Below are 15,279 nucleotides of genomic sequence, written 5' to 3' on the forward strand. Positions count from 1 at the left end.
TAGTTTAGAATAGGTTGAGTATGAATAAATCTTTGGCAGTATTATTTATAATTTTAGGGTTAACGTCTTGCTCAGCAAAGAATGAACATTATTACAAAGCGCATCCGAATGAATTACAACAAGCGCTAAAGGCCTGTCCAAACAAACAACCAGTGGGTTTGACCTGTGAACAATTGGAATCTCTTGCCAGCCGCATGAATAAATTGGCATATCAATTACAACTCAGTCCTCAAGGTTTCGGAAAAAAAATTATGGCGTTACAAGAGACAATTGTTAAAGAACAAGCACAATTAAAAATTGATAATAATAATACAAACTTACAAGCCAATTTAACTCAAAACAGACATGATTTAGCTGATCATTTAGCAGTGGTTAGATGGTTTGAATCACCTATGAGTTAAAAGATGAGAGTACTGATAAGTAATGATGATGGAGTTTTTGCACCTGGCATTAATCGATTAGCCAAGGAGTTATCAACTTTTGTAGATATCGAAGTCGTTGCTCCTGACAGAAACAGAAGTGGCTCAAGCAATTCTTTGACTTTGTCACGACCGCTAAAAGCTAAAAAATTGGATAATGGTTATTATAGTGTTGAAGGTACCCCAACGGATTGTGTGCATTTGGCAGTCACAGGGTTTTTAGATACTGAATTTGACATGGTTGTTTCTGGAATTAATGATGGTGCCAATTTAGGTGATGATATTCTTTATTCAGGTACTGTAGCTGCCGCAATGGAGGGCCGTTATTTAGGGTTGCCTGCCCTTGCCGTTTCTATGGTAGGGGATAACATCCAGCATTATGATACAGCGGCAATTATTGCCAAGTATTTGGTAATGAAATTAAGTACGCACCGTCTTCCTTCTCAAACTATTTTAAATATTAATGTCCCTGATATGCCCTTGGATAAAATAAAGGGATTACAAGTTACTCGCTTAGGGACTCGACATGGTGCTGAGCCTGTTGTAAAAGAGAAAGATCCCAGGGGGCGGCCTATTTACTGGATTGGTTTGCCTGGAGCAGAGGCTGACGCGGGTCCCGGAACAGATTTTTATGCGATAAGCGAAGGGTATGTTTCAATCACACCTCTTCATTTGGATATGACAAATTACAAAATGTTCGATCAATTAGCTAATTGGCTCGATGGGATCTGCATTCAATAAAACAATTTGTTTGAGGTTTAATAAAATGATAGCCACATTTTGCAAAAGATTTTTATGTCTTTTCCTCATGATAACCTTAGTTGGTTGTGGAAATAATTTAGCTCCTGTTACTGAGTTAAAATGGAATCCTTATTCGCGTTATCAGAAAGTATATGTGGTAAAACGTGGAGACACGCTTTTTTCTATTGCATTTCGCTATGATACCAATTACAGAACTTTAGCTCGGTTAAATCATATTAATCCACCTTATTCTTTGAGAGTGGGACAAGTAATCAATTTGCGAGGAATTACCCCAAGACATACACAAAAAGTACGCCCAGCCATTGTAAGACATTATTCTGTTACTCCCCAAGCAAGACCTTCTGTAATTTATTCTCCCGCAAATAGATATGCTCGCTCTGCTTCGGGATGGTTATGGCCTGTGAGTGGACGGGTAACTACATCGTTTATTCCGGAACAAGGCAAAAAAGGAATAAACATTGCATGTAAAAAGGGCGAGAGGGTCATTGCGGCGGCAGATGGTGTGGTTGCCTATGCTGGAAGTGGATTAGCTGGTTATGGTAACTTGATTATTATTAAGCATAATCATGAATATTTAACTGCTTACGGCAATAATGCACGGATTATGGTTTCCGAAGGACATCATGTAAAAGCAGGACAAATTATTGCAATAGCAGGTGTTATCGATCGCAAATATACGGGTGTTCATTTTGAAATCAGAAAATCGGGCGTCCCAGTCAATCCTTTGAATTATCTACAAAAAGGTTGACAGATGACTTGTAGTTATAGCAACAATAATCTTTTTTATGAAGTATAATGTAGTTATGGAATAAATTTCGCAACATGACTAGAGCTGTTTACATTTCGCTAGTTTGAGTCAAAATGACCTGATTTTCGAGCACCAATGTGTGCATTGAAACGCAGAAAATCAGGACAGTTTGGCCAAGATAATAGGAATGTAGATAGACCTAATACTATAGGTGAAGAACAATGCACGACGATGAGTCAAGTAAAGAACCAGAACTTAAGGATGAAGATTGGTCTGAACCAGACGATGAATCACTCTTAATGGAAGAAGACATTGATTCTCTTCTTGAAAAAGATGAAGATGAAGATTCCGATCTCCCTGATTTTTCGGATGATAATGCATTTCCCTCATTTCGTGGTAAAAATGCTTTAAAAATGATGGATGCGACACAGCTCTATTTGAGTGAAATTGGATTTTCTCCTTTGCTCAGTGCTGAAGAAGAAGTGCATTATGCAACCCTTGCTTTGAAAGGGGATGTTGCTGCCCGTAAAAAGATGATTGAATCTAATTTACGTTTGGTAGTTAAAATTTCACGTCGTTATCTTAATCGTGGTTTACCTCTTCTCGATTTAATCGAAGAAGGAAATTTAGGTTTAATGAAATCAGTTGAGAAATTTGATCCTAAACGTGGTTTTCGCTTTTCAACCTATGCCACATGGTGGATCAGACAAACAATTGAACGTGCTATTATGAATCAAACACGGACTATTCGTTTACCTATTCATGTAGTTAAAGAGCTGAATGTGTATCTTAGAGCTGCAAGGCAACTGACCCAAAAATTAGATCATGAGCCTTCACCCGAAGAAATTGCAGAAATGGTTGATAAACCTTTAGAAGATGTACAAAAGTTATTAGGATTGAATGACAAAGTAGCCTCTGTTGATACGCCCATAGGCTTTGATGAAAATAAATCATTATTAGACACTATTGCTGATGAAAACAGTGTAAATCCTGCAGAGCTCTTAACTAATGAAAACTTGCGTTTACATATAGAGTCTCTATTGGATAAATTGACTGAAAATCAACAGCAGGTTATTGCAAGAAGATTTGGCTTAAGGGGGTTTGAAAAAGCAACACTTGAGGATGTGGGTAAAGAAATTGATTTGACACGAGAACGTGTTCGTCAAATCCAAGTTGAAGCATTAAAAACATTGCGTGGTTTGTTGGAAAAAATGGGATTAACACAGGAAGATTTGTTTTAGGGATCGAACCGTAAAAAAGATTTTATGAACTGTACTGTAGCCTGGGCCAATGAAGGAATTTGCGACTTTTCAAAGTCCTTCGTTTCGCCCAGGCTATTTTTTTATTGTTAATATCAAAGATAAGGAGTAGTTTTAATGAAGAAAATGATTTTATCTGCTTTACTTGCTTTATCATCAGGGGTTCAAGCAGAACAATTAACAACATTTATGGAAATAGCTGACGCAGTTTCTCAAGGGAAAAAAATTACTTTAGTCCTGAATGTTCAAGAGTGCAACCCACAAAAAATGCCTTCCACTTCCCTTATTGGAGCAGTGCAACCAGATGCTTTTCTTGTTATTGATAACAGCCGAATTACTGCTTCAATAAACCATTTTACTTTGGATAATCCGATTGCTCGCGGCAATCCTATTTTTGAATTTGTTAAATATACTATTAATGCAGATGGAAGTGTTTCTATAAAAAGTACTCTGATGAATGCTGTCACTTATCATCAATTAGCAAGTCAGTATATTGACTGTACTTTAAATAAAGGATTTAAGATTTTTGCTTGAGTTCTGTAGATAGGGTGAAGCGAAGCAGAATTCGGGATTTATCAGAGCAAACGCATCTTATCGCATAAAACAAAATGCTTATGTTCCGCACTTTATACATGGAATCCGGATCCTGTGTCTTCCTACAGGTCGAGTGGATGCCGTGCATAAAGCACGGCGAGTAGGCAAAAAAGAGTGTTTTGTTCAAAGACTAATTTGCCTACAGATTTATGGTATTAATTTTTCTCGCTATGGCTACACCTCCACCAATATCATACTATGGGCATGTAAAATTTGCTTTCAGTCCTTGCCAGCAATCTGCATAATCTTTTTGCATCTGTGGAATACGCATAGCCTGCTCGGTAACTTTCCATACATCTTTAGTTTCGAACATGAAGGCTAAAGTATTCAAATAAAGTTCAGGTTCTAATTTTTGCGCCACTGCTTTTTCATAACTTATTTGATCAGGTCCATGCGGCGTCATGCAATTATGAATGCTTACCCCACCAGGTGAGAATCCTTCTTTTTTTGCATCATATTCGCCACGGACAAGCCCCATGAGTTCGTTCATATAATTACGATGATAATAGGGTGGCCTAAATGTATGTTCGGCAACCATCCATCGAGGAGGAAAAATGACAAAATCCAAATTGGCAACTCCGGGTGTATCACTTTCTGAAGTTAATACGGTAAAAATACATGGATCTGGGTGATCAAAACTTACTGTATTAATGGTATTAAACAAACTTAAATCATAACAATAAGGAGCATAATTGCCATGCCAGGCTACTACATTCAGCGGAGAGTGATTGCATTTTGCTGTCCATAATTTATTTTGATACTTACATATAAGGGTCGCTTGCGTAATGCCTTGCTCAAATGCAGCAGTGGGATATTGAAAATGTCGTGGATTAGCCAAACCATTAGCTCCGATCAATCCTAATGGAGGTAGCGTGAGCGGGCTGCCGCTGTTTTCACATAAATATCCTTTTGTTTCAGAATCAATGAGCTCCATTTTGAATTTAACGCCGCGGGGAATAACAGCTATCATGCCTGGGCATATATTTAATTTTCCAAACTCAGTATGTAAGTTCACCTCTCCCAAGTAAGGAACAAAAAGCATTTCCCCATCATTATTGGCGAAATATTTATTTTGCATGGACCGGGTGCAATGATAAATATATGCATTTACATGGTGGTTTCCTGCAAGATGAAACATGCCTTCGACAAAATCAAAGTCTTCCTCTTTAAACAGGTCCAGCGGAGACCAGCGCATGGGATTTGGAGATTGTTCTGCATGATAGGGTTTAAATAACTCCATTTCATAAGCTTGGTATGTGCCTTGAACTACAGAAGGTAGAATGCGGTAAAGCCAGCTTCGTAAATTATTCTGTCTTGGACGAGTAAAGGCTGTCCCACTTAATTGTTCGGCATAAAGACCTAAATTACAGTGTTGTGGTGAATTCTGGCTACTTGGCAAAGCGCCTGGAACTGCTTCAGTTTGATGATGATTACCAAATCCCTGCAAATACACTGTTGATCTCCTTTAGTGTTATGGATTCATTGAGTCACTTTGGGTGGAGAGCGGAATCCAAATTAACTGTATCTATTTCCAAGCTCACCCAGGTAATATTATTTGCAATAAATTAAAAACTGCATGCTGGGGCTACTATAGTCTAAAAAAGTTAAAAATGTCGAGCCCAAATATAAGCTAAGTTATTCTTTTTAACAAAAGAGCATGTATAATTTATACAAAATTAATAAGGTTTAGAGGTAGTAAGATGGCTGGTCATAGTAAGTGGGCAAATATTAAATTTCGTAAAGGCGTTCAAGATGCAAAACGTGGAAAAATATTTACTAAATTAATTCGAGAAATTACCGTAGCTGCTCGTATGGGAGGAGGAGAGGAATCCTCCAATCCTAGATTAAGGGATGCAGTTAAAAAAGCGCTTAGTGCGAATATGAAACGCGATACAATTGAGAATGCGATTAAGCGTGGTGTGGGTGGACTTGACGGTGAAGCGATGGTTGCAATGCGTTATGAGGGTTATGGGCCTGGCGGCATTGCAGTTCTTGTAGATTGTTTATCAGATAATAAAAATCGAACTGTATCCGAAGTGCGTCATGCGTTCACGAAAAATGGTGGTAATTTGGGAACAGACGGCTCGGTATCTTATCTCTTTACTAATCAGGGTGAGATTCTTATGGCACCAGGACAATCTGAAGAGCGGGTTATGGAGATTGCCATAGATGCAGGGGCAAATGATGTTTCGGTAGATGAAGGTCAAATTGAAGTGATTACTCCTGTCGAGGCGTATCATAGCGTATTAAATGCACTTACAGCAGCGGGTCTAGAAATTGAACAATCTCATTTAACCATGCGTGCGCAAACTTTGGTCTCTATCGATGATGATTCAGCAGAAAGTCTCCTGAAGTTAATTGATATGCTGGAGGACCTAGATGATGTACAAGAAGTATACAGCAATGCAGAGTTTTCAGAAAAACAATTAGAATCAATAGATTAATGGCCATAATTTTAGGGATAGATCCTGGTTCAAGGATTACTGGATACGGTTTGATAAAAGAGTCAGATCGTAAAATTGAATACATTGATAGTGGTTGCATTCGTACTGCTCCAGAGGGTGAGTTAAGCCAAAAGTTATTACAAATATATGATGGTATTTGTCAATTAATGGACCATTATTCACCTACAGAAGTAGCTATTGAACAAGTATTTATGCATGAAAATCCAAACTCAGCTTTAAAATTAGGGCATGCACGCGGTGTTGCTATGGTGGCAGCAGCATCGCATCGTGTTAAAGTAAGTGAGTATTCTGCACGAGAAATTAAGCAAATGGTAGTTGGGTATGGTGCTGCAGAAAAGGCTCAGGTAAGTCACATGGTTGTACATCTTCTTGCCCTGAATAAGGCGCCACAAAAAGATGCTGCGGATGCCTTGGCAATAGCAATTTGTCATAGTCATATGCGCCATAATCTATCATCAGTGATTGGCAGACGAGGATTAAGGAGAAGAAAAAGATGATTGGTTGGTTGGATGGACAAATAATTGATAAACATCAACCAGGAAAATTGGTCCTTAATGTCCAAGGGGTTGGATATGATGTGGAAACCTCATTAAATACCTTTTTTCAGCTTGATAACCATAGTGGTTCAGTAGGGTTACATATACATACTATAGTACGTGAAGATGCTTTGTTGCTTTATGGTTTTCTGGAGAGACAGGAAAGGGAATTATTTAGAGCTTTGATTAAAGTAAATGGTATTGGTCCAAAACTTGCTATGTCGATTCTTTCCAGTATTACTCCAAATGAGTTTATTCAATGTATTCAACAAGAAAACGCTTCTTTTTTAATGAAATTACCTGGGATAGGTAAAAAGACAGCCGAGCGTTTAGTCGTTGAAATGCGTGATAGTATGAAGCAATTCTCTGTATCTGCTTCTGTCTCCCTCAATGACAAATCAGCTCTCATGATGAGTGGTCAGGATGAGGCAGTTAGTGCTTTGGAAGCACTGGGCTATAAGCCCCAGGAAGCATTAAAAGCAGTCAATAAAGTGAATGATAGTTCCAAAAGTTGCGAGCAGTTAATTCGTGATGCACTGCAAGTTTTAGCGGCTCGATAATTGTAGTGGATGATTGTAGCCTGGGTGCAGCGCAGCGGAACCCCGGGTTTTCTAAATATGAATGAACATTTGATCCTGGGTTCCGCTGCTACAAAACGTCCAGATTACTTTTCTTGGATAGGTAAAAAGAATCTTACAATTAAACCTGTGCCTTCTTTGGGGGTATCCAGCATTAGTCTTCCACCATGTAACTCGGCAATTTGCTGAACTATTGCTAAGCCAAGACCGCTTCCCGGACTTTTGTTCCCAAGAACACGGAAAAAACGCTCGAAAACACGCAATTGTAATTCAGCCGGAATACCGGGTCCATTGTCACTCACTTCAAGCATTATTTCGTCTTGCAGTTTGGCCAGACGAACGATAATTCTTCCATGTTCATTACAGTATCGTATTGAGTTATCTACAAGATTACGAATTAATATTCCCAAAGCAGTTGAATTACCATAAATTGTGAGATTTTCTACATCGCTTTCAAATTCTAGATCAATTTGTTTTTCCACAGCAGCGGGCGCAAGCATAGCAAGTATCTCCCGAGTTAATCGACTGAGATTGACCTCATCTTTTTCCTCCATGTGAGCAGCTTCTGGTACAAGTCGGCTCATAGTAAGTAGCTGCTGCACTATATGAGTACTGCGATTAACACTTGCAATAAGTTTTTGTAATGCCTGATTTTTTTCTTCTATATCATTAGAATGCAATGCAACTTGTGCCTGTGTTTTTAGCGCAGCAAGCGGAGTGCGTAATTCATGTGCTGCATCAGCAGCAAAACGTTTTTCTCGTTCAAATCCTTCTTTTAGTCTGAAAAACAATTTATTCAATTCATCGATTACAGGTTTAATTTCTTCTGGAACTTCGTGTAAATCAACCGGTTCAAGATGGGTGGGCGCGCGGTTAGCCACCTCTTCAGCGACTTTATCTAGACTATCTAGGCCACGCCCAATAATAATCCATATGAGCAGACCTGATAACGGGAAAGTCAAAAGCATAATATAGAGATCATCTTGAGCAATTCTATGACCCAACTCATTCCGTGTGTCGTAACGCTCAGCTAAAACGGTGCGAATTCCGGCTTTATCATTATAGGTAGTAAAGACTCGCCAATCTTGGGTAGACACTTTCTTATCACTAAATCCATCAACCTCCGAGGTTAAAGGAATTTTTGGCGCTGAGGAGGAGTGTAACAATAATTTGCCCCCATTGGTCCAAACCTGAAAGTTAAACTTATTCAGATAGTTTTCTGGAGGCTCTTCATTCAAAAATCTTTTTTGATAGTATGTATCAATCTTTTTAGGAATTGTTTCGAGTGCCTCTTGAATTTTCGCTAAAGGGCGTTGATGAAGATCGTCGCCTAGTAATGCTTGGTAGGAAAGCGCAGAAACGGCCATTAAACTATCTAAGTGATCTTGAATGTCCTTTTGATCAAGATAGTAGTTACCTATAGCTGTTAATGTGGTCGTTATAGTAATGGCCAGCAATAAATTTATGAGAAGAAACTTTCTTATAGAAGATTTCACGATACAGGAATACCATCATTTTTTTCTGCCATATATCCAACACCTCTAATCGTGCGAATAAAATTGGCATTAAGTTTTTTACGTAGATTATGTATATGAACTTCCAGCGCGTTACTATCCACGTCTTCTTCCCATCCATAAATACTTTGCATGAGCTGTTCGCGAGATAAAACCTGACCACTGTTTTCTAGAAGCTTTTGCAATAGCGCAAACTCTCTACGTGGAACATTCACTAAAACATCGTCAACAAATACAGAGTGAGCAGCTGGATCTAGAGTAATATTTCTATATTGTAGAACAGAATCAGCACGGCCTTGTGAGCGTCTGACTAGAGCTCTGATTCGGGCACTAAGCTCATTAAGATCGAAAGGTTTAATCAAATAATCATCTGCCCCACTATCTAAACCTTTTACGCGATCTTCAACCGATTCCCGAGCTGTTAAAATAATAACGGGAGTTGGATTGCCATCATGGCGTATACTTTGCAACAATGCGAGTCCAGAGAGTTTAGGTAAACCTAAATCCAGAATAATTAGCTCAAATGATTCAGATTTTAACGCGGCGCGAGCAGCTTCACCGTCTCTAAGCCAATCTACGATATAACCAAATTGAGTTAAGCCGGTTTTGACCGCATCACCAAGTAATTCGTCGTCTTCAACTAGCAATAGTCTCATTCTTGCTCCTATTGTTTTTCAAGGCCAGTTTCATCCATGTGTTTGGTGAGATAAAAAGCTTGAATTAATACAAAAAGCAGAGTAAAACCAACCCCACCAAATAACTTAAAGTTAACCCAAGCATCAGTATTGAAATTATAGGCAACATAGATATTTACTGCGCCCATTAAAATAAAAAACAATACCCAGGCCAAATTCAATCTATGCCAGATTCTTCCAGGAAGAGTCACATTAGCTTCCATCATTTTCTGGATCAACGGTTTGCTACCAATATAACCTGAGCTAAAAAAGACCAAAGCAGAGAGCCAATAAATACCGGTTGGTTTCCATTTAATAAACCATGGATTATGGAAAAAGAGGGTGGCTCCTCCTAAAACCATAATTATTGCAAAGCTAATTAAATGCATTTTTTCATAATGCTGAAATTTTAATCGGTAAAAAGCTACCTGGCCTAAAGAGGCAATCATAGCAATAGCCGTTGCAGTATAGATACCAAAAAATTTGTATACTATAAAAAATAAAACTATAGGAAAAAAATCAAATAGTAATTTCATATATATTAATACAATAAAATAAGTTACTTTGATTATAACACAAGTTTTTGTGCTCTCCTCCTTGCTTTATACCAGAAATGAAAAATAATTGTTAATAATAAGCCACTATGGGCTTATTAAATCGATTTAGTTTGGTTCTTGGGCAGAATAATGAGAACACTAAAACCCCAGGCTATTCATAATGATTTGACGTTTTCAACAGTAGACTAATTAACCAACAAATATTTTTTGTCCACTATATAACGGATCATTTCGTTTAAGGCCAGGATTTAATGCAATAATACGCTCTATTTGCGTATTATGCTGTTGGGCTATTGTACTGAGGCTATCGCCTTTTTTTACAATATATTGAATGGGTTGGTGTACTTTTTTCCAGATCACGAGTTGCTGACCGTTTTGTAACGGTTGATTGCTTGCTAATTTATTCCATATTTGGATGTCTGTAGCACTGACACCATAAGTTCTTGTCAGCGTCTGATATGTCTCATTTTCTTGCACAATATGAATAACACGATGAAATTGTGGTACAGCTATTTGATGTTCTAATGGTAGGATAGGAACAACGGGTTCCTTTTTGACAACAGCAGGAGCATTTCTGGTGCTCGGAATTAAAAGAAATTGGTTCGGTTCAACACGATTTGTTGTGAGCTGATTTAACTGTTTTATTAAATTCACCGTAGTGTGATATCTAACAGCAATATTATCCAGGTTATCACCGGGTTGTACGATGTGCTTTTCCCAGCTAACACGTTTTTCTGCGGGAAGGTTAGCCAGGTTTAAATTAAATTGATGTACTTTTTCAGCAGGAATAAGCAATTTAATGGGCTTATCTGGGGCAGTAGTCCAACGATTAAAACCAGGATTTAATTTAATTAACTCTTTATAACTGATTCCTGCCATTTTGGCGGCATGGTTTAAATCAATTGGGCTTCCTATATTTACTTCCACAAAATAAGGGAGATAGGCTATTTCAGGGAGTGTTAATTTATATTGTGATGGACTTTTAATGATTTCTGCTAAGGCAAGCAGGCGAGGAACATAAGTTTGAGTTTCTCTTGGCACAGTTAAATCCCAAAAGCTTAGGGCGCGCCCACCTGTTGCCTTGATTGCTCGATCTATAGTTCCTTCCCCTGCATCATAAGCTGCTATGGCCAGAACCCAATTGCCATTAAAAAATTTATTGAGGTAAAGAAGATAGTTGAGCGCAGCATCAGTTGAGGAGCTGATGCTGCGTCGTGCATCAAACCACCAATCTTGTTTTAATCCTAAACCTGCGCCTGTTTGTGGCATTAATTGCCATAAACCAGCGGCACCAGCTACAGAATAAGCAAAGGGATCATAAGCACTTTCAATCATAGGCAACAGAGCCAACTCACCGGGAAGATTTCTTTTTTTTACCTCTGCAATAATATGATAAAGATAAGGTTCGGACTGACGGCATACTTTATTAAGGAAACCTGGATGAGCTATAAACCAGCGGATTTGCTCCTGTACTTCTGCGCGCGATGTTTCATGATTTAAGGAGAATTGGGCACGTAATACTTCCCATGCATCAGCAGCCGCATATGCTAAAGTCTCATTAGTAATGCCAAAAAAAATGAGTAAACAGAATAAAAAAACTTTTATTTTGAAAAACTTAAATTTCAATGGTAATTACCTATGAATATAATTAACTATCGAGTTTACTAAAATTACTTATAGGATTAAACCCTCATTGCGCTTAATCAATTCATAAAGATTTAAATTGAATCTCTCTGGGTAATTATTTGAATGAATTTTTTTCTTCTCTTAAAATCCTAAATATTTCTAACGAATTATTTGATGCTGCACCATGTTTTAAGGCATATTTTTGCACCTCGGGTTGATCAGTGCGTAAGAAAGGATTAATTGATAATTCTAATTCCAAAGTCGATGGAAGTGTGCAGGAATTTTTTGAGTGATGTATTTTTTGTAAGTATTGCTGAATCGCAGTGTTATTGGGTTCTACTGTTTGTGCAAAGCGTAAGTTTTGCTGTGTGTATTCATGAGCGCAAAATATTTTTGTAGTAGGAGGTAATGTTTTGAAAAGATGTAACGATTGATGTAGCTGATCCATTGTTCCGTCAAAAACACGTCCGCAACCTGCAGAAAAAAGCGTATCGCCGCAAAACAATAATTCGTGCTGGGGCTCATAATAACTAATATGACTTGAGGTATGTCCTGGGTTAAATAAAATTTTGAATGCACATTTTCCAACTTGAATGGTTTGATGTTCTTTTAATGTATTATTTACATAGGGGATGCGTGGATCATTTGGACCATAAACAGTACATGAATGATAGAATTTGAGTAATTGACTTACGCCGCCAATATGATCCTGATGGTGGTGGGTTAATAAAATAGAGCGCAATTTTAGCTGGTTTGCCTGTGCAAATTGTACTACGGGCTCTGCGTCGCCTGGATCGACGCAATCAAATGCTCCTGCAGTTTTATCAATAATTGCCCAAATGTAATTATCTGAAAAAGCAGGAATTGGAAAAATAGTCATGCATAGGCCTCAATGGTATAAGAAGAAACTCCCGGATTAAAATAAGCTTTAAGGGCATTTAATACAGTTTTCATTTCCTCAGCTAAAGTAAATGGTGGATTAATTATCCATAAACCACAACCTGACATACCCTCCATTGGCGCTACAGTCAGATTAAATTCAATATGCAAAGCATTTTTTGCCTGGATTTCTTTCATGCCTCTATTAAGTTTATCAGTTAATCTTTTATTGACCAGGGGATACCAAAGACAGAATACTCCTGTAGCAAAACGGGAATAGGCATGTTTGATTGAGAGTGGGATTTCTTTATATTCTTCTTTTACTTCAAACGAAGGATCAATAAAAATGAGGCCTCTTTTTTCTGGTGGCGGAAGTAATGCATTCATCGCAGCAATACCATCAGTATTACTGAAATGTACTTTTTTATTCAAGCGAGGAAGCAGGCTTATCGCTTCAAATTCTCTTGGGTGAAGTTCACAAAAATACATTCTATCTTGCATTCGTAGCATATTGATCGCTAAAAACGGTGAACCAGGATAATGTCTTAATGCACCAGTAGGATTGAGTAATGCAATCAATTGAAGATAGTTTTGAAAAACAGCGGGTAGGGAGTTTCTGTTAAGCCAAATTGGTTGGATGCCTTGTTTGTATTCTTGTGTTTTTTCAGCTTGTTTATTTTTTAAGTCATATAGGCCTTTTCCGGAATGAGTCTCAAGATAAAATATGGGTTTATCTTTCAGTTTTAAATAATTCAAAAGACGGGTTAACGCAATATGTTTGATGACATCAGCAAAATTACCCGCATGATATCCGTGTTGATAACTGAGCATGTTATTCCTAAAGCATTTTTCTAAATGTCTACTATACTCTTTTTAAGAGAGTATAAAAGGGGAAATCTATGGATCTTCACGAAGATTATGATGACCAATCGTTCTCTGATTATAATTATGATGATGATATTGAGTCTACTGCCCATCGAAAAAACGTTAGACGTTTGCTGGAGGAAAAATTGGAGCGTAAACGTTTAAAAGAAGAATTCAAAGATGATTTTGATGAGTTGAGCGGAGATTTTGATTGGGATGTTTTAGATAAGTAATTTTTATATAGCTTGGCTGCTTACGGCCGGGAGCTATTGAAGCATATCCTGGTTGCAAGCAACCAGCCCATATGGTTGTATTCCGTGTTTTGTATTCTATTTTGCTAAAGTTGCGGCTTTTAGTGTATTTTCAAGCAACGTAACGATAGTCATTGGACCAACTCCTCCGGGTACAGGTGTAATCCATGAGACTTTGTTTACCGCTTTTTTAAAATCTATATCGCCTCTAATACTACCATCGGCCAAACGATGGATACCCACATCTATAATTATCTGTTCTTTATTAAGCCACTCGCTATCAACAACATCCATTTTACCTGTTGCAATGATGACAAGGTCAGCTATATGTACTAATTTTTCTAATTGTTGCGTGAATTTATGTGCTATGGTGACCGTTGCTCCAGCAAGAAGTAACTCTAAACTCATAGGACGACCTACAATATTCGATGCACCAATGACAAGAGCATGTTTTCTTTTAACTTCGAGTTGATAGTGTTCTAGTAAATTGATTATGCCAAGAGGCGTACATGGGCGTAATAATGGATTGCGCTGAGCGAGTCGTCCTAAATTATAAGGGTGAAAACCATCAACATCTTTTTCCGGTTTGATGTGTTCAATAATGACACGTTCATTAATATGTTGGGGTAATGGCAATTGAATGAGAATTCCATCTATTTGATCGGAGCAATTTAACTTATCAATAAGCCTGATTAATTCATCCTGGGTCGTTTCTTCGGGTAAGTCATAAGAGTGAGAGATAATACCCACTTCGGCACATGCTTTACGCTTATTGGCTACATACACTGTAGAAGCAGGATCATTGCCTATGAGAACAACAGCAAGGCCTGGGGCACGATGTTTTATTTGTACGTAATCATGCACACGGTGTTTTAATTCTTCTCTACGAAGAGAGGCGACCGCCTTTCCATCAATTAATGATGCTGACATAATTAACCAGAAGAAATCAAAGGTTGTAATTATGAATTAGAGGTGGAGGTAATGCAATAGGATTAATGGCGGTCTAGAGTAATTATCCAAAATTCTTAGTACTCCAGAAATTGCTTTTAATTTCTATAGAATAATTAGATGAGATATTAAATTTTGTTATAAATTGCATCAATCAACGAGCACTTTGTTGTTAAGCTGTTTATTCAAAAAATTGTAGACCCAAGCAACAAGATAACTACTTATAAAGGTACTAATAAATGCGCCCATTCCGCCGAGTAAGCATTGGATAAAGGTAAGATCATAGTTAAAATATATTGTTCCCATAATACCATTAAAAGGTTTCCCTTTATTAAAAAGTAATACCATCAATCCCATAAAAAAAGTAGATATTCCTGATAAAGCACCAAGAGACACTCCTAAAGCAACTGGGTCTATTTTGCCAAATTTCATGATAGTTATCCTATTGTTCTTCTAATGATTCATTCCATTATTCATCATTATGATGAGCATGGGAAGTAGGCGAGTTGCTAAGATAAATTAGGGTCTGAATCAAATCCTAAAAATACGAGTAACCTGCCGCTTAATGAAGAAGCAGAATTAAATGAGTAAATAGTTTTGCTATA

At 37.8% G+C, this 15,279-nt stretch carries 18 protein-coding genes; 9 read left to right on the top strand and 9 right to left on the bottom strand.

Features of this window, described 5'->3' with window-relative positions:
• The first annotated feature begins 20 nt into the window (after positions 1–20).
• The 5 genes from DY223_RS06780 to DY223_RS06800 all read left to right on the top strand — a co-directional run bounded on the left by DY223_RS06780 (position 21) and on the right by DY223_RS06800 (position 3,722).
• Positions 21–401 (top strand): EexN family lipoprotein, encoded by a 381-nt coding sequence (locus DY223_RS06780; protein ID WP_058459209.1) that lies wholly within the window; start codon positions 21–23, stop codon positions 399–401.
• Between the two features lie 3 nt (positions 402–404).
• On the top strand, positions 405–1,160 hold the full coding sequence (gene surE / locus DY223_RS06785) for a 5'/3'-nucleotidase SurE (RefSeq protein ID WP_058459210.1): 756 nt from the start codon (positions 405–407) through the stop codon (positions 1,158–1,160).
• 25 nt (positions 1,161–1,185) lie between these two features.
• Positions 1,186–1,929 (top strand): peptidoglycan DD-metalloendopeptidase family protein, encoded by a 744-nt coding sequence (locus DY223_RS06790; RefSeq protein ID WP_058459211.1) that lies wholly within the window; start codon positions 1,186–1,188, stop codon positions 1,927–1,929.
• Between the two features lie 221 nt (positions 1,930–2,150).
• Positions 2,151–3,170, top strand: a complete 1,020-nt coding sequence (gene rpoS, locus DY223_RS06795; RefSeq protein ID WP_058459212.1) for an RNA polymerase sigma factor RpoS — start codon at positions 2,151–2,153, stop codon at positions 3,168–3,170.
• Positions 3,171–3,305: 135 nt separating this feature from the next.
• Positions 3,306–3,722 (top strand): VirK family protein, encoded by a 417-nt coding sequence (locus tag DY223_RS06800; protein WP_058459213.1) that lies wholly within the window; start codon positions 3,306–3,308, stop codon positions 3,720–3,722.
• A 256-nt stretch (positions 3,723–3,978) separates the two neighbouring features.
• On the opposite strand, the gene hmgA is transcribed toward DY223_RS06800, so the two are convergent.
• A complete protein-coding gene (gene hmgA / locus DY223_RS06805) occupies positions 3,979–5,235 on the bottom strand; it encodes a homogentisate 1,2-dioxygenase (protein ID WP_058459214.1) in 1,257 nt (418 codons plus the stop codon).
• Between the two features lie 247 nt (positions 5,236–5,482).
• Here hmgA and DY223_RS06810 point away from each other — a divergent pair, with 247 nt between their 5' ends.
• Genes DY223_RS06810 through ruvA form a run of 3 tightly spaced genes read left to right on the top strand, consistent with a single transcriptional unit; the run spans position 5,483 to position 7,343 of the window.
• Positions 5,483–6,226: a YebC/PmpR family DNA-binding transcriptional regulator gene (locus DY223_RS06810; RefSeq protein ID WP_058459215.1), complete on the top strand. Its 744-nt coding sequence runs from the start codon at positions 5,483–5,485 to the stop codon at positions 6,224–6,226.
• Positions 6,226–6,744: a crossover junction endodeoxyribonuclease RuvC gene (gene ruvC, locus DY223_RS06815; protein WP_058459216.1), complete on the top strand. Its 519-nt coding sequence runs from the start codon at positions 6,226–6,228 to the stop codon at positions 6,742–6,744. The genes DY223_RS06810 and ruvC overlap by 1 nt, the downstream gene beginning before the upstream one ends.
• Complete coding sequence (ruvA, locus tag DY223_RS06820; protein ID WP_058459217.1) at positions 6,741–7,343, top strand: Holliday junction branch migration protein RuvA; 603 nt, start codon at positions 6,741–6,743, stop codon at positions 7,341–7,343. The genes ruvC and ruvA overlap by 4 nt, the downstream gene beginning before the upstream one ends.
• Before the next feature lie 104 nt (positions 7,344–7,447).
• Here ruvA and DY223_RS06825 read toward each other — a convergent pair whose 3' ends face one another.
• From DY223_RS06825 to DY223_RS06850, 6 genes are all read right to left on the bottom strand, one after another.
• Positions 7,448–8,857 (bottom strand): ATP-binding protein, encoded by a 1,410-nt coding sequence (locus DY223_RS06825; protein ID WP_058459218.1) that lies wholly within the window; start codon positions 8,855–8,857, stop codon positions 7,448–7,450.
• On the bottom strand, positions 8,854–9,531 hold the full coding sequence (locus DY223_RS06830) for a response regulator (RefSeq protein ID WP_058459219.1): 678 nt from the start codon (positions 9,529–9,531) through the stop codon (positions 8,854–8,856). Before DY223_RS06830 ends, DY223_RS06825 begins: the two co-directional genes overlap by 4 nt.
• A gap of 8 nt (positions 9,532–9,539) precedes the next feature.
• Positions 9,540–10,085, bottom strand: a complete 546-nt coding sequence (locus DY223_RS06835) for a septation protein A (RefSeq protein WP_058459220.1) — start codon at positions 10,083–10,085, stop codon at positions 9,540–9,542.
• A gap of 210 nt (positions 10,086–10,295) precedes the next feature.
• Positions 10,296–11,732, bottom strand: coding sequence for a lytic transglycosylase (locus DY223_RS06840; protein ID WP_058459221.1), 1,437 nt, complete (start codon positions 11,730–11,732; stop codon positions 10,296–10,298).
• A 115-nt stretch (positions 11,733–11,847) separates the two neighbouring features.
• Positions 11,848–12,612, bottom strand: coding sequence for a hydroxyacylglutathione hydrolase (gloB, locus tag DY223_RS06845; protein ID WP_058459222.1), 765 nt, complete (start codon positions 12,610–12,612; stop codon positions 11,848–11,850).
• The gene (locus DY223_RS06850) at positions 12,609–13,442 is read right to left on the bottom strand and encodes a 23S rRNA (adenine(2030)-N(6))-methyltransferase RlmJ (protein ID WP_058459223.1); all 834 of its coding nucleotides are present in this window, start codon (positions 13,440–13,442) and stop codon (positions 12,609–12,611) included. The genes gloB and DY223_RS06850 overlap by 4 nt, the downstream gene beginning before the upstream one ends.
• Before the next feature lie 68 nt (positions 13,443–13,510).
• Here DY223_RS06850 and DY223_RS06855 point away from each other — a divergent pair, with 68 nt between their 5' ends.
• A complete protein-coding gene (locus DY223_RS06855; RefSeq protein WP_058459224.1) occupies positions 13,511–13,708 on the top strand; it encodes a PA3496 family putative envelope integrity protein in 198 nt (65 codons plus the stop codon).
• A gap of 96 nt (positions 13,709–13,804) precedes the next feature.
• On the opposite strand, the gene folD is transcribed toward DY223_RS06855, so the two are convergent.
• Positions 13,805–14,656: a bifunctional methylenetetrahydrofolate dehydrogenase/methenyltetrahydrofolate cyclohydrolase FolD gene (gene folD, locus DY223_RS06860; protein WP_058459225.1), complete on the bottom strand. Its 852-nt coding sequence runs from the start codon at positions 14,654–14,656 to the stop codon at positions 13,805–13,807.
• A 168-nt stretch (positions 14,657–14,824) separates the two neighbouring features.
• Entirely contained in the window at positions 14,825–15,106 is a 282-nt protein-coding gene (locus DY223_RS06865) for a hypothetical protein (protein WP_058459226.1), read from the bottom strand.
• Between the last annotated feature and the right edge of the window lie 173 nt (positions 15,107–15,279).

The sequence above is a fragment of the Legionella bozemanae genome (genome assembly GCF_900450575.1).
Taxonomy (GTDB): Bacteria; Pseudomonadota; Gammaproteobacteria; order Legionellales; family Legionellaceae; genus Legionella; species Legionella bozemanae.